We start from the raw sequence: 20261 nt of genomic DNA, 5'->3' as shown, positions 1-20261 counted from the left end.
GCCACACAATCAGGCGACAAAGCGAACCCAGTCGTGGTTACGAATAAAATTTTCGTAGCGCTCCGGAAAATCACGCTGCAACACGGAAAGCGCCCAGCGCACCACTTGAGGGCGGTCACAATTACTGGCGCACCAGAAAATGCGGATCAGGGTTTGCCAGCGTTTCGGCTCTGCCTGATAGGCCTGTTCCAGCGCGACCAACTCCGATTTGGTTTCACCAAGTTCCTTGTGGCAATCGGCTTTCAACAGGCAAAGACCTAAATCACCGGTTGCCTTGTCCGCATGGGCCTCCAATAGCGTGATTGCCTGCATTGCTGCACCGGTTTGCAAAACACGCCGTCCAAGTTGTGTCAGAGTCGCCTTGCTGGGCATTTTGGGAGTATGGCCGAGTACAGTGACGATAAACGACATCACTTGCGCAACCCCTTCGTCAGACAAGCGGACCGGAACAATACCATCCACTTCGAACTTCGGCTCCTGAAGCGGATCATCCGTGTTGAAGTCAGCAAAAAAGCTGACGTATTTGCATTGCGCTGCATGGGCCAACGGCCAGAATTCTTTCCAGCGGTAGCGCGCAGTTTGCAATGTTCCCAGCTCGATGACGTAGGCGTCTGGATTGGCAAACAGCATGTTGGTAAATCCCGCCCCGTGCGGCGATACCATCATCTCTGCCTGCGCCATAATCGCGATCTGCTCCAGCGGTGACAGATTTTCGAAAACCACCCACTCAAACCCGAACAGTTGCAAATGCTCAAACAGATGGTCCTGACCATCTAACGGACGGTTGCGGCTGCTGCGATCATCACGGCCCACAAAGAAGCGCTTTGGCAGATGATCGAAATTCCGCCCCTCTATCGCTTTCAAGGCACGGGTGCGCAGAGCTAAAAGAGCGCTGCTTACAGCGTTCATTCCCAGTTTTTCCTGCCCTTCCGCCGTGGAGAGATCCAGCGGCGCACCACCGCGCGGCGCCAGTTTTCTTATGCCATCTGTCCGCACAGCGGGTGCCTGATACATGGCTGTCGTCATATCAAATGCGGTCAAGACCAGACGGTAGTCTTTTGGCGCACGTTCAAAATGCACGCGGCCCGCAAATTCTGGAAACAACGCCTCAACAAATGCTTCGGCAAAGGGGCGACGCTTTTCCTCGCTGTTGGGATAGTGGAAATAGATGCTTCCCTGAAACCCCACCTCATCCAGCACCGTAAGTTGGGACAGTGATTCAACAATGAAATGATAAAAGTTGAACGTGTTGCGACACACGACAGCGAAGTGGATATCGTTTTCCAGAAACGTCGTTTCCACAGGTATCTGTGACGCCACATTTGCTGACTGACAGGTGGTGAAATAGTCCCCTAAACGCTTTTCAGGGTCAAAGTCAGCTGCTTCGTGTTCCCAACGATATGCATTCAGCAACCGTGTGCCTGACGCGCCGGACAACACCAGTTTTCCCTTGGCAATCATCGCCGCTTTGCGAAAATTTGCATCATCGACAACAGCAGGTACGGTATTTACCTCGATCGCCGCACTAAACTTGCGCTGTCGGCGGGTACTGTCCAGAAACGAGCGAATTTTCTGGTTAATTTGCGGATGCTTACTTACGCCAAACCCCGAGATCTTTGCCGCTGGTCTCTTTCGCCACAAAAAGTCCGGCTCGCGCAACAGCTTAAGCCCCTCATCCTGCCACGGATCAAGGAACAGCGTTTGGGGATCATCGGTTAGGTCAATCTTGTTTTTCACCGGCTCGGTTGTCTCTTGGGGGACCAGATAGCATGTTCTACCATACTGAAGGAAATCGTCTACAGGAACGGCCCCTTTCCTCGCGTGGTCTGGTTTTGTATGGACACTACAAGCGAGGGAGATTGAGATGAGTGCAGGCACTGTCACACCGATGATGGCCCAATATCTGGAGATCAAATCCGGCTATCCCGACGCCCTGCTGTTTTATCGTATGGGCGATTTTTATGAATTGTTTTTTGACGACGCAGTTGCAGCTGCCGAGGCGCTGGACATTGCCCTGACCAAGCGGGGCAAACATGATGGCGCCGACATCCCGATGTGCGGCGTGCCGGTCCACGCTGCCGAAGGATATCTGCTGACGTTGATCCGCAAGGGTTTCCGCGTAGCGGTCGGCGAACAACTGGAAACGCCGGCGGAGGCGAAAAAGCGCGGTCATAAATCCGTGGTGAATCGCGATGTCGTCCGTCTGGTAACGCCGGGCACTTTGACCGAAGAGTCGTTACTGGAGGCACGGCGTCACAATTATCTTGCCGCATTTGCAGAGGTGCGTGATGCGCACGCACTGGCTTGGGTCGATATTTCAACGGGCGCGTTCCACGTGATGAGTGTTCCTCTGGTCAGGCTAGGGCCGGAACTTGCCCGCCTGGCGCCCTCAGAACTTTTGGTTGCTGAAGGGAAAGAGACAGAACACCGCGAATTAGAGACTGAATTCGGCCTCTCTCTCACGCCGCTTGCGCGTGCAAGTTTTGACAGCACAGGAGCCGAGGAGCGAATTTGCACACTGTTCGGGGTCACGTCGCTGGATGCTTTTGGAAATTTCAGCCGCGCCGAGGTATCGGCGATGGGTGCATTGATCGAATATCTGGACATGACCCAAAAGGGCAATCTGCCCCTACTGCGCAAACCGGTCAAGGAAACCGAAGCGCGCACCGTTCAGATCGACGCCGCAACGCGCCGCAACCTTGAATTGACCCATTCACTGACTGGCGGACGCTCCGGATCACTTCTGTCGGTCATGGACCGTACCGTCACGTCGGTTGGCGCCCGTCTGCTGGAGCGGCGAATTTCGAGCCCTTCGCGCGTATTAGAGACAATTCACGCCCGTCTGGACGCGGTGGATTTCGCCGTTCAAACCCCCCGCGTCGCACAAGATATCCGCCAACGCCTGCGTTCGGTCCCCGATCTTGAGCGCGCCCTGTCGCGGCTATCACTGGGCCGTGGCGGGCCGCGCGACCTCGCATCGATCCGGAACGGGCTATCCGAAGCTGAATACTTGCATCAATCGCTAACGTCACAACATCTGCCCGACCTGCTGAAAACCGCTGTCCAGAACCTTGCCGGCCATGAAACGTTGGTTGCGCTATTGGATGATGCGCTTATCCCCGAGCCGCCGTTGCTGGTACGCGATGGCGGATTTATTGCGCAAGGCTATCACGACGCGTTGGACGAGGCGCGGAAATTGCGCGATGAAGGCCGCAGCGTTGTAGCTGCCATGCAAGCAGAATTCGTCACTGATACAGGCATTTCGACACTCAAAATCAAGCACAACAACGTGCTTGGGTACTTCATTGAAACCACCACAACCCACGCTGAAAAAATGCTGTCGCCCCCGCTGTCGGATACATTTATCCACCGCCAGACGACGGCCAATCAGGTCAGGTTCACCACTGTTGAACTCTCCGAGCTTGAGACGAAAATCCTGAATGCGGGCAATCACGCTGTCGAATTGGAAAAGCAGCTCTATGAATCCCTGCGCGTGGCAATTCTGCAAAACGCCGGTGAAATTGGCGCGACTTCTGCCGCGCTTGCAGAACTGGATCTGGCGGTAGCCCTTGCAGATCTGGCGCAATCGGAAAATTGGGTGCGCCCCTTGGTCGATAATTCACGCGCGTTTGACATACAGGGCGGTCGGCATCCGGTGGTTGAACGTGCGCTGGCCCAGCAATCAGGCACACCCTTCGTCGCTAATGATTGCAACCTTAGCGCCGACACCGATGCCGCGATCTGGTTGCTAACCGGCCCGAACATGGCGGGTAAATCGACCTATTTGCGCCAAAACGCCCTGATGGCCCTGATTGCGCAAATGGGCAGCTATGTACCAGCGCGATCTGCGCATATCGGATTGGTCAGCCAGTTGTTTAGTCGCGTTGGCGCTTCCGATGATCTGGCGCGAGGTCGCTCGACCTTTATGGTCGAAATGGTCGAAACCGCTGCGATCCTTAATCAGGCGGATGACCGCGCACTGGTGATCCTTGATGAGATCGGGCGCGGCACGGCCACCTATGACGGTCTGTCTATTGCCTGGGCCACGTTGGAACATTTGCATGATGTGAACCGCGCGCGGGCTTTGTTTGCCACGCACTACCACGAGATGACCGCGCTTGCCGGAAAACTTGATGGTGTCGACAACGCCACCGTCACAGTTAAGGAGTGGGAGGGCGATGTCATTTTCCTCCACGAGGTTAAAAAGGGCGCGGCGGATCGGTCTTACGGGGTTCAAGTTGCACAGTTTGCCGGCCTGCCAGCGCAAGTAATCGCACGCGCCCGTGTTGTTCTGGAAGCGCTGGAAAAAGGCGAGCGTGAAGGCGGGGCAACGCAGAAAACCCTGATCGACGATCTGCCACTTTTCTCAACCACCCCGACGCCGGCCCCAGCGCCTGTGAAAGAATCTGCACTGGATACAATGTTGGAAAGTATCCTGCCGGATGAGCTGTCGCCACGCGAAGCGCTTGACCTCATCTATAAATTGAAAGAGGCGGCCAAAGATTGACCGCCTCAATTGATTGGATTTTGGCTTGGGTCAGGAAGCAGGAGTCGAAGAGACGCCGACCTGTGCCGGACGCAACAAACGATCATGCAGCATGAAACCCTCTGCCGCGACCTGAATGATATCACCCGCGCGTGTTTCCGGAACGGGTGCTTCAAACATCGCCTGATGGATCTTTGGATCAAATCGGTCGCCGGTCTGGGGCGCAATCACTTCGATGCCGTGTTTTTTGAAAACCGACAGAAGCTCCCGCATAGTGAGTTCAATCCCCTCCAGAAGCGGGCCGGAAACGCTGCGCTGTTCTTCGGTTGCCGCCTCCAGCGCGCGCTTCATATTGTCATAAACTGACAACATATCCCGCGCCAGTTTCGAGCCGCCGTAGTTTTCGGCCTCACGGCGATCCTTCTCGGACCGCTTGCGTGCATTTTCGGCATCTGCCAGTGCGCGGGTAAAGCGGTCTTTGTACTTGTCGCGCTCTGCGATTATCTCTTCAAGGGCCAGCTCGCCCTCGTCAATCTCTTCCATCTCGCTTGCATAAGCCTCTGCCTCTGCCGCTTCGGGATCATCCAAAAAATCGTTCGGGTCTGCCATTTTCCACCTCTAACTCCGGTCGGAAATCAGCTTTCCAACCAGTTGCGCCGTGTAATTCACAATCGGCACGATACGTCCATAGTTCAGGCGCGTCGGGCCAATAACGCCCACCGCACCAATGATCTTACGATCAGAGTTCATATATGGGGAAACTACCAAAGAGCTACCCGAAAGTGAGAAAAGTTTGTTCTCAGAGCCAATAAAGATACGCACACCGTCGCCATCCTCGGCCAATTCGAGAAAATCCGCGATATCGCGCTTGCGTTCAAGGTCATCAAACAGGCTGCGGACCTTCTCAAGGTCCTGCACATCACCGCTGTCTGTGAGCAAATTCGCCCGCCCCCGTACGATCAAACGCTCGGGGTGGTCCTCGCTGCTGTCCCAAATAACCAAACCGCTCTCAACCAGTTCTGCGGCTAGAGCGTCGATCTCCTGACGGCGGCGTTTCATTTCGGTTTTGATCGTGCTTTGCAACTCGCTCAGGGTTTTGCCTTCCACCAGCGAATTAAGGAAATTTGCCGCTTCGCGCATGGAGCTCGGTGTCTGTCCTGCGGGCGGCGCGAACAGGCGGTTTTCAACGTGACCATCCGAAAACACCAGAACAGCCAGTGCACGGTCATGGGACAACGAAACAAATTCGATATGTTTTATAGGTGCTTCATGTTTCGGGGCCAGCACCAGTGACGCGCCGTGTGTTACACCCGACAATGCGGTGCCCAGACGATCGAGCATACCTGATACATCATCACCGTTTTTCCCCATCGTCGCATCAATCTGCGCGCGATCGCTATCGTCGGGGTTTCCTACTTCTAGCAAACCATCGACAAACATACGCAAACCAAGCTGCGTGGGAATACGCCCAGCACTGACGTGCGGGCTGTCAAGCAGGCCGAGATGCTCAAGATCTTGCATCACGTTGCGGATAGTTGCGGCACTTACCTTTTCGGAAAAATCACGGGTCAGCGTGCGTGATCCCACCGGATCTCCGTTGGCAAGATACCCCTCCACCACGCGGCGAAACACCTCGCGCGAGCGATCATTCATTTCCTGCAAAAGGCCAGAGGTGTCTGTCATACTCACACATTAAGGGTGCGGGGGTTGCATCTGCAAGGGATCGGGCGGTATCGAGATGCCTAAATCAAACAAAAGGAATATCCCATGCGCCCATCCGGTCGGAAACTTGACGAAATGCGCACTGTATCGGTCGACGTCGGCTTTACCAAACACGCCGAAGGCTCGGCGCTAATCAAGATGGGTGACACCCACGTGCTGTGCACCGCCTCGATCGAGCCGCGCGTGCCATCGTTTATCAAGGGCTCTGGCCTGGGCTGGGTCACTGCGGAATACGGCATGCTTCCCCGTGCGACAAACACGCGGATGCGGCGCGAAGCGGCGGCAGGCAAGCAGGGTGGTCGCACCGTAGAAATCCAGCGCCTTATCGGTCGGTCCCTGCGGGCGGGTGTTGACCGGGTTGCTCTTGGCGAACGGCAGATCACGGTTGATTGCGATGTTCTTCAGGCTGATGGTGGCACCCGTTGCGCTGCCATTACCGGCGGCTGGATCGCCCTGCGTCTTGCGGTGAACAAGCTGATGAAAGCGGGTGATGTGATTTCGGACCCGATGACCGATCCGGTTGCGGCTATCAGCTGTGGTATCTACGCAGGCCAGCCTGTGCTGGACCTCGATTACCCCGAAGATTCCGAAGCAGGCGTCGACGGCAATTTCATCATGACCGAAAGCGGCCAGATGATTGAAACCCAGATGAGCGCTGAAGGATCCACCTACTCCCGCGCGCAGATGAATGAACTGATTGATCTGGCTGAAAAAGGCATCGCCGAACTGACCGCTATCCAGAAGGCCGCCTGCGCATGAGCCGGAAATTTGAGAGCGACCGGATACTGATCGCCACACACAACGCTGGCAAATTGGAAGAAATGCGGCAGCTATTTGCGCCGCTCGGGATCACAGTTGTTGGTGCCGCTGAATTGAATCTGGATGAGCCGGAAGAAACCGAAGACACATTTATCGGCAACGCACGGATCAAGGCCCATGCGGCTGTAGCGGCAACCGGACTTCCTGCGCTGGCAGATGACAGCGGTATTCAGGTCGCCGCGCTGGACTGTGCGCCGGGTGTCTACACCGCCGATTGGGCAGAGACTCCGGACGGCCGCGATTTCGTTGTGGCGATGCGTAAAACCCATGATTTACTGGAAAAAGCGAATGCACCGCATCCGCGTGCAGCGCGCTTTTGCGCAACCTTGGTGCTGGCCTGGCCTGACGGCCACGACGAGGTTGTCGAAGGGTTTGTCGATGGCACATTTGTCTGGCCCATGCGCGGCCAGACCGGTCATGGTTATGATCCCATTTTTCAACCCTTGGGAGAATCACGCACCTTTGCCGAGATGAGCCACGAGGAAAAAAACGCGATGAGCCACCGTGCCGATGCATTTACCAAATTGTTGGCGCAGTGCTTTGACTGAAGATTGGCAACAGGGCGGCTTTGGCATCTACATCCATTGGCCGTTCTGCGAAGCAAAATGCCCCTACTGCGATTTTAACAGCCATGTTTCACGCAACATCGATCAAGGCGCGTGGAAAATTGCCTATCTTTCCGAGCTCAACCGCTACGCCGCAGAAACGAAGGGCCGTACCGTAACTTCGGTATTTTTCGGCGGTGGCACCCCCAGCCTGATGGACCCTGAAACGGTCGCCGCTGTTATTGCGGAAATAAGAAAATTGTGGCCGACGGCGAACGATCTGGAAATCACACTAGAAGCAAATCCCGGATCAGTTGAAGCAGGCAGATTTGTTGCATATCGCGACGGTGGCGTTTCACGCATCTCTATGGGTATTCAGGCCCTGAATGATGCCGACCTTAAAAGGTTGGGCAGAATTCACACGGTTACCGAGGCACTGACCGCATTTGATATCGCACGCAACACGTTTGAGAGGGTTAGTTTTGATCTGATCTATGCGCGCCAGAACCAGTCGTTGAAAGACTGGCAAGCGGAGCTAAAAACGGCTCTATCCTTATCAATAGACCACCTTTCCCTCTATCAGTTGACGATTGAGGCTGGCACTGCATTTGGTGATCGCTACGCCATCGGGAAACTGCGCGGACTGCCCGATGAAGATCTGGGTGCCGATATGTTTGATGCGACTCAGGATATTTGCGGCGCTGCCGGGATGCCAGCCTACGAGGTTTCAAACCACGCCTCCGACAGTGCCCAATCTCGACACAACCTGATCTATTGGCGCTACGGCGATTATCTGGGGATCGGACCCGGAGCGCATGGCAGGCTGACAACCAACGGGAAACGCAGCGCAACGATTTGCTATAGCAATCCCAAACGCTGGCTGGATGCCGTTGCATCGAAAAACGCTGAACAAAGCCGCGAACAGCTCAGTCGCGATGATGAAGCGACCGAGTTTATGTTGATGGGGCTGCGTCTGCGGGAAGGCATTGATGTCAACCGATACACTGCGTTGGCCAAGAAGCCGCTGAATCCGAATACGATCGAACATCTGGCGTCCATCGGCATGATAGCCATGCAAAAAGATAGGTTACTCGTTACAAATCAAGGGTTTAAAGTACTAAACTCGGTCATTTCGGAATTATTGACGACCTAAGTAGCGCTCAACAACCGGCATAATTCGTCAAGCTCATCCAGCGATTTATACTGAACGGTAAGCTGGCCATTTTCTTGCCCTGGCTTATGTGTAAGCATTACACGCATGCCGAGGTTTGCAGATAGATCGCCCTCTAAAGCCTTTGTGTCAGCATCCTTTTCGCCTGCCGCCTTCCCGCTTGCCGGCTTTCCCCTGCCGTCATCTGAATGCTCGCGTTTTACCAGCGCCTCTGTCGCGCGAACGGACAAACCTCCTTTGATCACTTGCTGGGCAAGTTTCAAGGCGTCAGTGGCAGGAATAAGCGCACGTGCATGCCCTGCACTTAACTGACCGTCACGTAACAATTCGAGAACCGGCGTGGGAAGATTTAGCAGCCGCAAAAGGTTCGCAATGTGGCTCCTGCTCTTACCCAACGCCTCCGCCATCTTCTCCTGTGTATGGCCGAACTTGTCCATAAGCTGCTTGTAACCGGCAGCCTCTTCCGCAGCGTTCAAATCAGCACGCTGGATATTTTCGATGATCGCGACTTCAAGAACTTCTATATCGCTGAATTCGCGAACAATTACGGGCAGCGAATGAAGTTGCGCCATCTGGGCAGCGCGCCAACGACGTTCACCCGCAACAATTTCAAAATTCCCGTTATCCCTCGCGCGGACGATCAACGGTTGTAAAACGCCCTTTTCCTTTATCGAAGCGGCCAGATCCTCAAGATCATTCTGCACGAACTGCTTGCGCGGCTGGTCGGGATTGGGCGAAATACGTTCAATTGGAACAAGCTGATCGGCAGCAGACGGACCTTTAGCCGCGACGGTCTCTGTTTCACTTACGTCCGCCATCAGCGCAGACAAACCGCGACCGAGACCCCTTTTCCGTTCCTGATTATTCGACATGCTGCACCTCTTTTACAACGGGAGAATTTTTAGCCAGTAGTTCGTCTGCCAATTCACGGTATGCTTTAGCGCCCTTGGACAGGGTATCATAGGACAGAACAGGCATTGCAAAACTGGGTGCTTCGCTCACACGAACATTTCGCGGCACCATCGTTTTAAAAACCAGATCACCCAGATTATCACGTGCGTCCTGCTCAACCTGTTGGGATAGATTGTTCCGACGATCATACATAGTTAGCACAATACCCTCAATTCGAAGGTCTTTGTTACCCGATTGACGAACCTCTCGGATGGTCAACATGAGTTGCGACAACCCTTCCAACGCGAAAAACTCACTTTGCAGAGGAACAAGCACCGAATGAGCCCCGATCATCGCATTCACTGTAAGAAGGTTCAGCGAAGGTGGACAATCAATTAGGATGTAGTCAAACGCAAATGTGTCCATCTGCGTTTGTCGAAGCGCATCGTGTAGTAGGAAGCTCCGCTTTTCGTTTGTGAGTAGCTCCAGATCAGCCGAACTCAAATCCACAGTAGCCGGGACAATGTAAAGCCCTTTGGTCTGGGTTTCTAAAATGACTTCTTCTAGGTCGATATCTTCGAGCAGAAGCTCGTAAGTGGTAAATTCACGGTTATCCGCACCAATGCCAAGCCCCGTTGATGCGTTTCCTTGCGGATCTAGATCGATCACCAGCACACGTTTGCCTTTCTCGACAAGCGCTGCAGCAAGATTAATCGTGGTGGTGGTCTTACCCACCCCGCCCTTCTGGTTCGCGACCGCAATAATTTTCGGCCCGGTCGGCCGCGATAGGTCAGACACGCTTAAGCTCCTCAATTTTTAAAATTGTAGCGTCGCTATTTGTCATACTTCTTACGACTTCCAACTTATAGGACCAGGTTTTCTGCGCCGCCTCATGCTCTTTCTGCCAACTCGACCCTTTGGGAAAAACTGCCATACCAGATTTTGAAAGATGCCGCTCAGCAAATTCCAGCAACATCGGCAAATCGCTAAGCGCCCTTGCAGAGAGAACTTGGGCATTTAAAGGCTCAATCTCTTCAACACGGGCAGCGATGACGTTTACGTTAAGATCAAGCTCACGAGCAGCTGTACGAAGAAAAGCACATTTCCTCTGATCACTATCAACAAGCGAAAATGTGCGATCCGGATCGGTTTCTTTCGCCAGTATAGCAACCACTATCCCCGGAAAACCACCGCCACTGCCGATGTCCAGCCAGCTACCACCTTCGGGCGCCAGATTAAAAATCTGGATCGAGTCTACTATATGCCGATCCCATACCTGGAGCGCATCTTTTCCTGAAACAAGATTTATCTTTTTTGTCCACTTCTGTACCAAGGCTTCTAAAGCTCTCAGTCGTTCCATTGTTTCACGTGAAACATTATCCAACAGGGCGCTGGCCATCAAATTGCCGCCTTTGTCTGTTGCTTCCGAATTATCGCCAATATGAGTGTCAGTGCAGCTGGCGTCATTCCGTCGATACGTGAGGCCTGAGACAGATTCTCTGGCTTTGCGGCAGATAGCTTCATCTTGAGTTCGTTTGAAAGGCCTTCAATAAGGGAATAATCGAAATATGACGGTATCCGCTCCATTTCGTCCTTCAATAATTTCGCGACGTCCTTTTCTTGCCGCTTGATATAGTTCGCATAAAGCGCGTCCCTGGAAACCTGCACGGCAGTTTCATGCTCGATGGTCGCCAAATCAGGATCAAGCGCGACTAGATCAGAAAATTCGACATCCGGAAATGAAAGTAATTGGAAAGCGGTTCTTCGTTGGCCATCTTCATTAATCTTAATACCTGAACGCGCTGCCTCCTTAGGAGTGTATGATCGTTGCTCCAGAAGTTTACGGCAATGACCAAGCATTGACATTTTCTCGTCAAAAACCTTCGCGCGCGCTTGGCCTATACAACCTATTTCCAATCCAAGCCCGGTCAACCGTTGATCAGCATTATCGGCTCGAAGGGATAACCGGAATTCGGCTCTTGACGTAAACATACGGTAAGGTTCAGTGACACCTCTGGCAGTCAGATCATCTATCATTACACCGATATAGCTATTCGTCCGGCTAAAGATTATTGGACTCTCACCTTGGACGGCAAGAGCTGCATTAAGCCCAGCTACCATGCCCTGAGCCGCCGCCTCCTCATAGCCTGTCGTACCATTGATCTGACCTGCAAGGTATAATCCGGAAATCTCCTTAAGCTCTAATGTCTGGCGCAACGCTCTCGGGTCAACGTAATCGTATTCAATTGCATAGCCCGGTTGAAGAATTTGGACATTTTCCAAGCCCTTAATTGAACGTACATATTCTAACTGCACGTCGACTGGCAGGGATGTTGATATACCATTCGGATATATCGTTGAATCACTTAAGCCTTCTGGCTCAAGGAACACTTGATGAGATTCTTTCTCTGCGAAGCGTACCACTTTATCCTCGATCGAGGGGCAATATCTTGGGCCTACGCCATCAATATGCCCACCATACATTGCTGATCTGGACAGATTTTGCCGGATGATCTCATGTGTCCGCTCATTCGTGTGGGTAATCCCGCAAGAAATCTGCTTTGCCAAAACACTCTTCGAAAGAAAAGAGAAGAGAACTGGCTCATCATCTCCAGGTTGGCTTTCCAGACCATCCCACTCAATCGTATTTCCATCCAAACGAGGCGGTGTTCCCGTCTTTAGGCGGCCTAAAGATAATCCGAAGCTATCAATCCGTTCAGCAAGTCTCAAAGACGGTCTATCCCCCATCCGACCGCCAGGCTTTTGAATATCTCCAACGTGTATGACCCCACGGAGAAAGGTTCCCGTTGTCAGAATAACTGCTCCAGCCATAATGCTGGAACCATCAGCCATGGTGACACCTGAAACACGGGAGGCGTCCATAACTAAATCGGTGACCTCCCCCTCAAGGATTTCTATTTTCGGATGCGCTTCAATTTCCGCTAACATCGATTTCCGATATATATTCCGGTCGGCCTGCGCGCGGGGACCCTGCACAGCAGGCCCCTTGCGCCGATTCAATAGTCGGAACTGGATTCCTGAAGCATCAGCGACCCGACCCATGAGGCCATCCATCGCGTCGATTTCCCGAACAAGGTGCCCTTTACCGAGCCCTCCGATAGCTGGGTTACAGGACATGACACCGATAGTATTTCGTGACATCGTAACCAAAGCAGTATTTGCACCCATTCGCGCAGCAGCATGCGCCGCGTCCGCACCAGCATGACCACCACCAATTACAATGACATCAAAATGTTTCACGTGAAACAATCCTCATTTTCCAAGACAAAAACTCGCGAAAATCTCATCTAGCAGATTCTCTGCATCAATGCGACCAACCAATACTTCTAAAGCATGAATCCCTAGGCGGAGTTCAGCCGCCGCAATATCATATAGGTCCGGACCTGCGTCCAACAAACTTAAAGCAGACCATAAGCCAGAGCGGGCAACTTCCATCGCTCTTGCATGCCGGGCGTGCGTTGCGAGCCCTGCCCCGGATGCAAGGTTAGCGAGAACTTTCTCTAATTCCCTTAAAAGTTGCTCAACACCTGAACCCGTCTTTCCTGAGATAGATGGATATGGCTTTCCTGTGATATCACCTTTGGACTCCAAGATTATATCTTCGTCAGATGGAGAAATTGGCGGTTCATCACCTTCGTCTAAAAGGAATATCCTAATGTCCGCTTCTTTTGCTCTCCGTAAAGCAAGCTCAACACCAAGTACTTCAACTTCATCCTGACTTTCCCGAATACCCGCCGTATCAAGCAGCGTTACCGGCAGTCCTCCGAGATCCATTCGTACTTCAATAACATCACGTGTCGTACCTGCAATGTTTGAAGTAATTGCAGCATCTCTACCCGCTAAACGATTGAGGAGTGTCGATTTTCCAACATTTGGTGCGCCTACTATGGCAACTTCGAAACCAGTCCGGATCCGCTCAGCTGCACTGGCACCACTTATTTCTCTCGCCAGTGTTTGATCAACGCTCTTGAGCAACGAACGCACTTCATCACTTACATCTACTGGCACATCTTCATCTGCAAAATCGATTGTGGCTTCCAAAAGTGCCGCGGCTCTTATCAAGTCACGTCGCCATGCTTCTATCCTTAAACCCAAGTCACCGGACAACACCCGGAGTGCTTGCTTTCGCTGCGCTTCGGTCTCTGCTTCGATCAGATCTGCCAGCCCTTCAACTTGAACCAAATCAAGACGCCCGTTTTCCAACGCTCTGCGTGTAAATTCCCCCGGATTGGCAAGTCTGGCCCCCTCGAATTGTCCTAACTCGTTCAGAACCCGACGCATGATCGCAATACTGCCATGAAGGTGAAGTTCGATGACATCCTCGCCCGTGAAACTATCCGGAGCTGTAAATGAAAGGACAAGTGCCTGATCAATATGTCCTCCGGCACGATCTTTTACAAACCGCAGCGCGGATGATCTCGGGTTCGGCAGCTTTCCTACCAGTGCCGTGCAGATTTCGTGCGCCGATGGTCCGGATATCCGCACAATAGACACCCCAGCGCGGCCCACTGCTGTCGCTTGGGCAAATATCGTATCCATAGACCTAAGCCTTTGAATTTATGTGACGTTTTAGGTATTCATCGAATCGAAGAAGTCGGAGTTCGTCTTTGTCTGCTTCAATTTTGAAATCAGGAATTCAATTGCATCCGTTGTCCCCATCGGGTTCAAAATCCGGCGCAAAACGAATGTCTTTTGCAGATCAATTTTGTCGACCAGCAATTCTTCTTTCCGCGTACCGGATTTAAGAATGTCGATCGCAGGGAATACACGTTTGTCAGCAATCTTACGATCAAGAACAATTTCAGAGTTACCTGTCCCTTTGAATTCCTCGAAGATCACCTCATCCATCCGGCTGCCTGTATCAATCAGAGCAGTTGCGATAATCGTGAGCGATCCGCCCTCTTCAATGTTTCTCGCCGCGCCGAAAAAGCGTTTGGGGCGCTGCAGGGCATTTGCATCAACGCCACCGGTCAAGACCTTACCGGACGAAGGAACAACGGTGTTAAACGCCCGACCCAGACGGGTTACGGAGTCGAGCAGGATAACAACGTCACGTTTGTGTTCTACCAGCCGCTTGGCCTTTTCAATAACCATCTCAGACACGGCCACGTGGCGGGTTGCAGGCTCGTCAAATGTCGAAGACACAACCTCACCCTTAACCGAGCGCTGCATGTCGGTCACTTCTTCGGGCCGTTCGTCGATCAGCAAAACGATCAGATAACATTCAGGATGGTTTTGTTCGATCGAATTCGCAATGTTTTGCAGCAGTACCGTCTTACCCGTACGCGGTGGCGCCACAATCAGCGAACGCTGACCCTTACCAATTGGCGCAACAAGGTCAATAATCCGTGCCGAGCGGTCTTTGACTGTAGGATCGTCAATTTCCATCTTTAGACGTTCATCAGGATACAGCGGTGTCAGGTTTTCAAACGCAACCTTATGACGCGCCTTAATCGGATCTTCGAAGTTGATCTGCGTCACTTCTGTTAGCGCAAAATAACGTTCTGTATCATCAGGAGATTTGATCAACCCGTCGATAGTATCACCTGTGCGCAACGAATGCTGGCGGATCATGTCCGGAGAAACATAGATATCATCCGGACCGGGCAGATAGTTTGCTTCGGGAGAGCGCAAAAATCCGAATCCGTCCTGAAGCACTTCCAAAACCCCATCACCCGAGATTTCCCACCCCTCATCCGCGCGCTCACGCAGAATCTGGAACATCATCTCGCCTTTGCGCATGGTAGAGGCGTTTTCAATATCCAGTTCTTCGGCCATTGAAATCAGGCTCTTAGGCGATTGCGCCTTGAGATCGGCAAGAGTGAGGGTTTCGGTGGTCATAGAAAATTCCTTAGCCCTGCGCAAAAGGCGCTGGCTGGTCTGTTTGGGATGGTATCGGGTTTCACCCTCTCCGGACGGAGCGGTGCATATGCTTTACGCCGCGCCCCTGATGCTGTCAATCTGCCAGTGTTCTAGAACTTCACGGTGACCGAAAACACAATCAGGATCATCAGCAGGGTCGGAACCTCGTTCATTAGACGGTACTGCCTGCCGGTTACGGTGTTTTCTCCGCGCTGAAACCCTTTCATCCGGCGCATCAGCCACAGATGAAAGACAGTCATCGCGATAACCCCCGCGCCTTTGGTCCACGGCCAGACATCGCCCCAATAGACGATTCCCGGTGTAGCAACCAGCAGAATACCAAAAAGCCATGTCGCCATCATGGCAGGGCTCATAATCACTTTTGCGAGCTTGTATTCCATCATTGCAAAAATTTTATGGGTATCGCCTGTCAGACCAACCTGCTCGGTGTGGTGTACCATCAATCGGGGCAGATAAAACAGCGCAGCCATCCACGAGATCAGCGAAATGATATGAAACCCTTTGATCCAGGGGTAGGCCACGCTCAGGATATCACCCATGTCATTCTCTCCGGTCTGTGACCTTCTCTTTATAATAATAAAGATAGAAAGAAAGATTGTTGTTTTAAGTAGGGACACAAAAACCTGTGGATTAAATTTTTATCCACAAAGCGATATAGGGCTATCACGTGCCATATCGGGCCTGTTGATAACTTCCGATTAATTACAAAAACATAATATAATTAAATACTTATAGATACCCATAATCTATGAATAAGTTGGTGTATGTCTTTCGAACAAAAAGAGTTATCAAACCCCGAAATTGTTCTTTTCCACGGTGGGGGAATCTGCGGCAAACTTAATAGGATAGATGGATTATCCCGCTCTTGAACTCGGATGGTGTTTTGTCGACAAGTTGTCACCGAATACTTCGTAGATCATGCAAGGGTTATCCACATGACTGTCCACATCATCCTCGCATCCGGTTCTGAAATCCGTAGCCGAATGCTGCGCCAGGCGGCTGTTCCTCACACGGTGCAGATCGCGCGTATCGACGAGGATATGGTAAAAGCCTCGCTGATTTCCGAAGGGGCTCCGCCGCGTGATATTGCCGATGCGCTGGCTGAGATGAAAGCCGCAAAAGTTAGCGAGAAAAACCCCGAAGCGCTTGTGATCGGGTGTGACCAGATTCTGGAACATGCGGGCAAACTGCTGAGCAAACCAAAAACCGCAGAGGAGGCGTTGGCACAGCTACGTGCAATGCGTGGCGCCCGGCACAGTCTGCTTTCTGCAGCGGTGATTTATCAAGGTGGTAAACCGCTCTGGCGTCACATCGGGCAGGTTCGCCTTCGGATGCGCGAAGCGACCGATGCCTATCTGGACGATTACGTTGGGCGCAACTGGGACAGTATCAAACACGCCGTCGGTGCCTATAAGCTGGAAGAAGAAGGTGTAAGGCTTTTCTCGCACATCGAAGGCGATTACTTTAACGTTCTCGGTATGCCTTTGCTGGAAATCCTGAACTACCTTGCCCTGCGCGGAGATATTGCCCAATGACCGAACTGCCCCGCATTCCTTTGGCCGGTGTTATCGGTACACCCATTGCACATTCAAAATCACCGCAACTGCATCGCCATTGGTTGAAAACATACGGAATAACGGGGCATTACATCCCTATGGATATCGCGCCGGATGATCTGGAAACCGTTCTGCGAACATTGCCAAAAATGGGATTTGTCGGGGTAAACATTACGATTCCACACAAGGAAAAGGTGATGGAAATCGCTGATCTGGTAACGGATCGTGCAATTCTGATCGGTGCTGCAAACACGTTGATTTTCCGCAAGGATGGAAAAATTCATGCGGACAACACAGACGGCTATGGTTTCATTGAAAACCTAAAGGATGGCGCGCCACAGTGGAACCCGCGCAGCGGTCCTGCGGTGGTTCTGGGGGCCGGTGGTGCAGCGCGTGCCGTTATCTCGTCCTTGCTGGAAGCTGGTGTACCAGAAATCCACCTGTCAAACCGAACAAGAATACGCGCGGAAACGCTGCAAAAAGACTTTGGCAGCCGTGTGTTTGTGTATGACTGGGTTCAGGCAGGAAACATTATTGATGATGCTGCCCTGTTGGTAAACACCACCTCCCTTGGGATGATTGGCAAGCCGGAGTTGCGCGTGCCGCTGGATGGTCTGCGCCCGCAAACTGTTGTGACCGATCTGGTCTATGCGCCGCTGAAAACAAAAATGCTGGCCACCGCCGAGGAATATGGATGCGTCACTGTTGATGGTCTTGGCATGCTGTTGCATCAGGCAGTTCCGGCATTTGAACGCTGGTTTGGCCGCCGCCCCGAGGTTGATCGCGCCACCCGTGCGGCGGCGCTGCGCTGATGTTCTTGCTGGGTCTGACAGGTTCCATCGGGATGGGTAAATCCACCACCGCACAGATGTTTGTCGAACAGGGGTGTGCCTTGTGGGATGCGGATGCAGCTGTGCACCGCCTTTACGGCGCAGGTGGCGCGGCTGTGTCCCATTTTGAAGCTGTTTTCCCCGAAGCGATCGTTGACGGTGCAGTGTCGCGTCCGGTTTTGAAACAGATCATTGGACGTGATCCCGCTGCCCTAAAGCAGATCGAGCGTATTGTGCATCCTCTTGTCGGGCAGGATCGTACAGATTTTTTAAAGAATACGGATGCCGATATTGTCGTGCTGGACATCCCGCTGTTGTTTGAGACCGGAGGTGATGCCCGTATGGATGCAACCGCGTGTGTAATCACAGATGATGCGACACAGGAAGCGCGGGTTCTTGCGCGCGGCACGATGACGCGCGAGCAGTTTCTGGACATTAAGGCGAAACAACTGCCAGCCGCAGAAAAATGCGCCCGCGCAACCTATGTGATCAACACGGACACGCTTGAACAGGCAGCAGCACAGGTCCAAAACATCGTGCAAACAATCCGGAGCCAGCTTCATGCGTGAAATCGTCCTCGATACAGAAACCACCGGCTTTGATCCGCAGACAGGTGACCGCATTGTAGAAATCGGCGCCGTTGAATTGATGGGCCATGTGGCGACCGGCAACACGTACCACCAATACATAAACCCCGAACGCAGTATGCCGAACGAAGCATTCGAAGTGCATGGTCTGGGTGATGATTTCCTACGCGACAAGCCAAAGTTTGCGGCCATCGGTCAGGCATTTCTGGATTTTATCGGTGATAGCAAGTTGATCATCCACAATGCATCCTTCGACATGAAATTCCTGAACTTCGAACTGGCAAAAATGGGGTTGCGTCAGCTCCCGTGGGAGCAGGCGATCGACACGCTGGCCATCGCGCGCAAAAAGTTCCCCGGATCGCCCTCTTCACTTGATGCATTGTGCCGTCGTTTTGGCATCGATAACTCGTCTCGTACTTTGCACGGCGCGTTGTTGGATAGTGAAATTCTGGCCGAAGTGTATCTGGAACTGATCGGCGGTAAACAACCTGATTTTGGCCTGTCCACGCGCGCCGAACCCAAAGAGGGTGAAGCAAACACGGCGTGGTCACCGCGTCCGCGCCCCGTGCCATTGCCGTCACGGCTCAGCGAAAAAGAAATCGCCGCCCACGCTGAATTTGTCAGCAAATTGGGCGGCGATGCATTGTGGCTTAAAAGCTGAAGCTTACGCGTCGGCTTTTTGAGTCTCTTCCGCCTGACGGCGCGCGATTTCATTGCGGTAAAGCGATACGAAATCGATGTTTTCAAGGTTAAGCGGCGGGAAACCACCATCACGCGTCACATCGCTGACAATACGGCGCAGGAACGGGAAAATCATCCGCGGGCATTCGATCAACAGGAAGGGGTGCAACTGCTCCTCCGGTACGTCCTGAATGTCAAAAATACCGACATAGTCGATTTCCAGAACGAACAGCGTTGTGTCAGCGCCCTTTGCTTTGGAGGTCACGTTCAGCTTGATCGCTGTCTCGTACTGGTTTTCCGCGCTACGCTTTTTCGCGTCCAGATTTACTTGCACCTGAACATCAGGTTGCACATCGGATGGCGCGCCCTTTTGCGCCATGATGTTTTCGAATGACATATCACGGATGAACTGCCCCAAAACGCGCAGCTGGGGTGTTGTTGGTGTTGTTGCTTCGGCCTCGGCCATAATCGGCTCTCCTCTTTGGAGGTTGAAATTACTGGAAGTGGCTTAACAGGTCAGATCACAGCGCTCAATCTCTTAGTTTTTTGTCCACTTTGAGTTGCCTTTCGGCGCATCATCATCGGGCAGCTCTATGAATTCTCCATCAATGATATCGTCATTACGACGCGGTTGCGTTGGGCCACGATGGGGGCTTGCGCCCGACGTGCTGAAACTCTGGACATTCACGCGAGCGCGGATCGCTTTGAATACCGAGTGACGGATCGCAGGGACCAGCAGCGCAAAACCGACAGCATCTGTAAAAAAACCGGGTGTCAGCAGCAAAGCGCCGGAAAACAGGATCATCGCCCCGTGAACCAAGGGTTCGGTCGGATCGCGCAGATCACTGAACGAGCTTTGCAACTGCCCCAGTGCAAGCCGCCCCTGACTGCGGACCAGATAGGTGCCTGCAAGAGCTGTTAAAATAACGATCAAAAGAGTGGGCCAAAGGCCGATAAATCCACCAACTTGGATGAATAACGCAATTTCAATCACCGGAACGGCGATAAAAGCGATTAAAAGCCACATGTAATTGCTTCCTTTCATTAGGGCTACAGTGGACTCGAGCCC

20 protein-coding genes are annotated in these 20261 nt (G+C 52.7%); 8 read left to right on the top strand and 12 right to left on the bottom strand.

From position 1 onward, the window contains the following. Positions 1-9: 9 nt before the first annotated feature. Positions 10-1737 carry a glycosyltransferase family 61 protein gene (locus tag OS189_RS06060; protein WP_267166394.1) on the bottom strand — a complete coding sequence of 576 codons (1728 nt, stop codon included), beginning with the start codon at positions 1735-1737 and terminating at the stop codon, positions 10-12. 127 nt (positions 1738-1864) lie between these two features. Here OS189_RS06060 and mutS point away from each other — a divergent pair, with 127 nt between their 5' ends. Continuing rightward, positions 1865-4507, top strand: a complete 2643-nt coding sequence (gene mutS / locus OS189_RS06055; protein ID WP_267166393.1) for a DNA mismatch repair protein MutS — start codon at positions 1865-1867, stop codon at positions 4505-4507. Positions 4508-4537: 30 nt separating this feature from the next. Here mutS and OS189_RS06050 read toward each other — a convergent pair whose 3' ends face one another. Beyond that, positions 4538-5095, bottom strand: a complete 558-nt coding sequence (locus OS189_RS06050; protein ID WP_267166392.1) for a nucleotide exchange factor GrpE — start codon at positions 5093-5095, stop codon at positions 4538-4540. 9 nt (positions 5096-5104) lie between these two features. Beyond that, positions 5105-6169, bottom strand: coding sequence for a heat-inducible transcriptional repressor HrcA (hrcA, locus tag OS189_RS06045; protein ID WP_267166391.1), 1065 nt, complete (start codon positions 6167-6169; stop codon positions 5105-5107). A gap of 84 nt (positions 6170-6253) precedes the next feature. On the opposite strand from hrcA, the gene rph reads away from it, so the two are divergent. Genes rph through hemW form a run of 3 tightly spaced genes read left to right on the top strand, consistent with a single transcriptional unit; the run spans position 6254 to position 8725 of the window. Then, positions 6254-6967 carry a ribonuclease PH gene (gene rph, locus OS189_RS06040; protein WP_267166390.1) on the top strand — a complete coding sequence of 238 codons (714 nt, stop codon included), beginning with the start codon at positions 6254-6256 and terminating at the stop codon, positions 6965-6967. Beyond that, positions 6964-7575 (top strand): RdgB/HAM1 family non-canonical purine NTP pyrophosphatase, encoded by a 612-nt coding sequence (rdgB, locus tag OS189_RS06035; RefSeq protein ID WP_267166389.1) that lies wholly within the window; start codon positions 6964-6966, stop codon positions 7573-7575. Before rph ends, rdgB begins: the two co-directional genes overlap by 4 nt. Beyond that, positions 7568-8725: a radical SAM family heme chaperone HemW gene (gene hemW / locus OS189_RS06030; RefSeq protein WP_267166538.1), complete on the top strand. Its 1158-nt coding sequence runs from the start codon at positions 7568-7570 to the stop codon at positions 8723-8725. The genes rdgB and hemW overlap by 8 nt, the downstream gene beginning before the upstream one ends. Here hemW and OS189_RS06025 read toward each other — a convergent pair. From OS189_RS06025 to OS189_RS05995, 7 genes are all read right to left on the bottom strand, one after another. Further along, positions 8722-9615 carry a ParB/RepB/Spo0J family partition protein gene (locus OS189_RS06025; protein WP_267166388.1) on the bottom strand — a complete coding sequence of 298 codons (894 nt, stop codon included), beginning with the start codon at positions 9613-9615 and terminating at the stop codon, positions 8722-8724. The genes hemW and OS189_RS06025 overlap by 4 nt on opposite strands. Next, positions 9605-10432 (bottom strand): ParA family protein, encoded by an 828-nt coding sequence (locus tag OS189_RS06020; RefSeq protein WP_267166387.1) that lies wholly within the window; start codon positions 10430-10432, stop codon positions 9605-9607. Before OS189_RS06020 ends, OS189_RS06025 begins: the two co-directional genes overlap by 11 nt. Continuing rightward, a complete protein-coding gene (rsmG, locus tag OS189_RS06015) occupies positions 10425-11033 on the bottom strand; it encodes a 16S rRNA (guanine(527)-N(7))-methyltransferase RsmG (protein WP_267166386.1) in 609 nt (202 codons plus the stop codon). Before rsmG ends, OS189_RS06020 begins: the two co-directional genes overlap by 8 nt. Further along, positions 11033-12895 (bottom strand): tRNA uridine-5-carboxymethylaminomethyl(34) synthesis enzyme MnmG, encoded by a 1863-nt coding sequence (mnmG, locus tag OS189_RS06010; RefSeq protein WP_267166385.1) that lies wholly within the window; start codon positions 12893-12895, stop codon positions 11033-11035. Before mnmG ends, rsmG begins: the two co-directional genes overlap by 1 nt. Positions 12896-12907: 12 nt before the next feature. Continuing rightward, complete coding sequence (mnmE, locus tag OS189_RS06005; protein WP_267166384.1) at positions 12908-14194, bottom strand: tRNA uridine-5-carboxymethylaminomethyl(34) synthesis GTPase MnmE; 1287 nt, start codon at positions 14192-14194, stop codon at positions 12908-12910. Between the two features lie 30 nt (positions 14195-14224). Next, positions 14225-15496 carry a transcription termination factor Rho gene (gene rho, locus OS189_RS06000; protein WP_267166383.1) on the bottom strand — a complete coding sequence of 424 codons (1272 nt, stop codon included), beginning with the start codon at positions 15494-15496 and terminating at the stop codon, positions 14225-14227. 131 nt (positions 15497-15627) lie between these two features. Then, on the bottom strand, positions 15628-16077 hold the full coding sequence (locus OS189_RS05995; protein WP_267166382.1) for a CopD family protein: 450 nt from the start codon (positions 16075-16077) through the stop codon (positions 15628-15630). Between the two features lie 396 nt (positions 16078-16473). Here OS189_RS05995 and OS189_RS05990 point away from each other — a divergent pair, with 396 nt between their 5' ends. The 4 genes from OS189_RS05990 to dnaQ are packed head-to-tail and all read left to right on the top strand — an operon-like array spanning position 16474 to position 19172. After that, the gene (locus OS189_RS05990; protein ID WP_267166381.1) at positions 16474-17073 is read left to right on the top strand and encodes a Maf family protein; all 600 of its coding nucleotides are present in this window, start codon (positions 16474-16476) and stop codon (positions 17071-17073) included. Further along, positions 17070-17906 carry a shikimate dehydrogenase gene (locus OS189_RS05985; RefSeq protein WP_267166380.1) on the top strand — a complete coding sequence of 279 codons (837 nt, stop codon included), beginning with the start codon at positions 17070-17072 and terminating at the stop codon, positions 17904-17906. The genes OS189_RS05990 and OS189_RS05985 overlap by 4 nt, the downstream gene beginning before the upstream one ends. Beyond that, entirely contained in the window at positions 17906-18493 is a 588-nt protein-coding gene (coaE, locus tag OS189_RS05980; RefSeq protein ID WP_267166379.1) for a dephospho-CoA kinase, read from the top strand. Before OS189_RS05985 ends, coaE begins: the two co-directional genes overlap by 1 nt. Then, complete coding sequence (dnaQ, locus tag OS189_RS05975; RefSeq protein ID WP_267166378.1) at positions 18486-19172, top strand: DNA polymerase III subunit epsilon; 687 nt, start codon at positions 18486-18488, stop codon at positions 19170-19172. Before coaE ends, dnaQ begins: the two co-directional genes overlap by 8 nt. A gap of 3 nt (positions 19173-19175) precedes the next feature. Here the strand turns inward: dnaQ and secB are convergent, their stop codons facing one another. Beyond that, positions 19176-19658 carry a protein-export chaperone SecB gene (gene secB, locus OS189_RS05970; protein WP_267166377.1) on the bottom strand — a complete coding sequence of 161 codons (483 nt, stop codon included), beginning with the start codon at positions 19656-19658 and terminating at the stop codon, positions 19176-19178. 72 nt (positions 19659-19730) lie between these two features. Next, on the bottom strand, positions 19731-20219 hold the full coding sequence (locus tag OS189_RS05965) for an FxsA family protein (protein ID WP_267166376.1): 489 nt from the start codon (positions 20217-20219) through the stop codon (positions 19731-19733). Positions 20220-20261: the final 42 nt, after the last annotated feature.

It is taken from the genome of Sulfitobacter sp. F26169L (assembly GCF_026410285.1).
In the GTDB taxonomy this organism is placed as follows: Bacteria; Pseudomonadota; Alphaproteobacteria; order Rhodobacterales; family Rhodobacteraceae; genus Sulfitobacter.
This window is presented reverse-complemented; position numbering and strand designations above follow the sequence as displayed.

Coding starts and splice junctions, on each gene's coding strand:
- OS189_RS05995 (WP_267166382.1), bottom strand. CDS start 16,077: ATGGGTGATATCCTGAGCGTGGCCTACCCCTGGATCAAAGGGTTTCAT.
- OS189_RS06025 (WP_267166388.1), bottom strand. CDS start 9,615: ATGTCGAATAATCAGGAACGGAAAAGGGGTCTCGGTCGCGGTTTGTCT.
- OS189_RS05965 (WP_267166376.1), bottom strand. CDS start 20,219: ATGTGGCTTTTAATCGCTTTTATCGCCGTTCCGGTGATTGAAATTGCG.
- rsmG (WP_267166386.1), bottom strand. CDS start 11,033: ATGGCCAGCGCCCTGTTGGATAATGTTTCACGTGAAACAATGGAACGA.
- mutS (WP_267166393.1), top strand. CDS start 1,865: ATGAGTGCAGGCACTGTCACACCGATGATGGCCCAATATCTGGAGATC.
- OS189_RS06050 (WP_267166392.1), bottom strand. CDS start 5,095: ATGGCAGACCCGAACGATTTTTTGGATGATCCCGAAGCGGCAGAGGCA.
- dnaQ (WP_267166378.1), top strand. CDS start 18,486: ATGCGTGAAATCGTCCTCGATACAGAAACCACCGGCTTTGATCCGCAG.
- hrcA (WP_267166391.1), bottom strand. CDS start 6,169: ATGACAGACACCTCTGGCCTTTTGCAGGAAATGAATGATCGCTCGCGC.
- OS189_RS05990 (WP_267166381.1), top strand. CDS start 16,474: ATGACTGTCCACATCATCCTCGCATCCGGTTCTGAAATCCGTAGCCGA.
- mnmE (WP_267166384.1), bottom strand. CDS start 14,194: ATGGATACGATATTTGCCCAAGCGACAGCAGTGGGCCGCGCTGGGGTG.
- rdgB (WP_267166389.1), top strand. CDS start 6,964: ATGAGCCGGAAATTTGAGAGCGACCGGATACTGATCGCCACACACAAC.
- rho (WP_267166383.1), bottom strand. CDS start 15,496: ATGACCACCGAAACCCTCACTCTTGCCGATCTCAAGGCGCAATCGCCT.
- OS189_RS05985 (WP_267166380.1), top strand. CDS start 17,070: ATGACCGAACTGCCCCGCATTCCTTTGGCCGGTGTTATCGGTACACCC.
- coaE (WP_267166379.1), top strand. CDS start 17,906: ATGTTCTTGCTGGGTCTGACAGGTTCCATCGGGATGGGTAAATCCACC.
- rph (WP_267166390.1), top strand. CDS start 6,254: ATGCGCCCATCCGGTCGGAAACTTGACGAAATGCGCACTGTATCGGTC.
- secB (WP_267166377.1), bottom strand. CDS start 19,658: ATGGCCGAGGCCGAAGCAACAACACCAACAACACCCCAGCTGCGCGTT.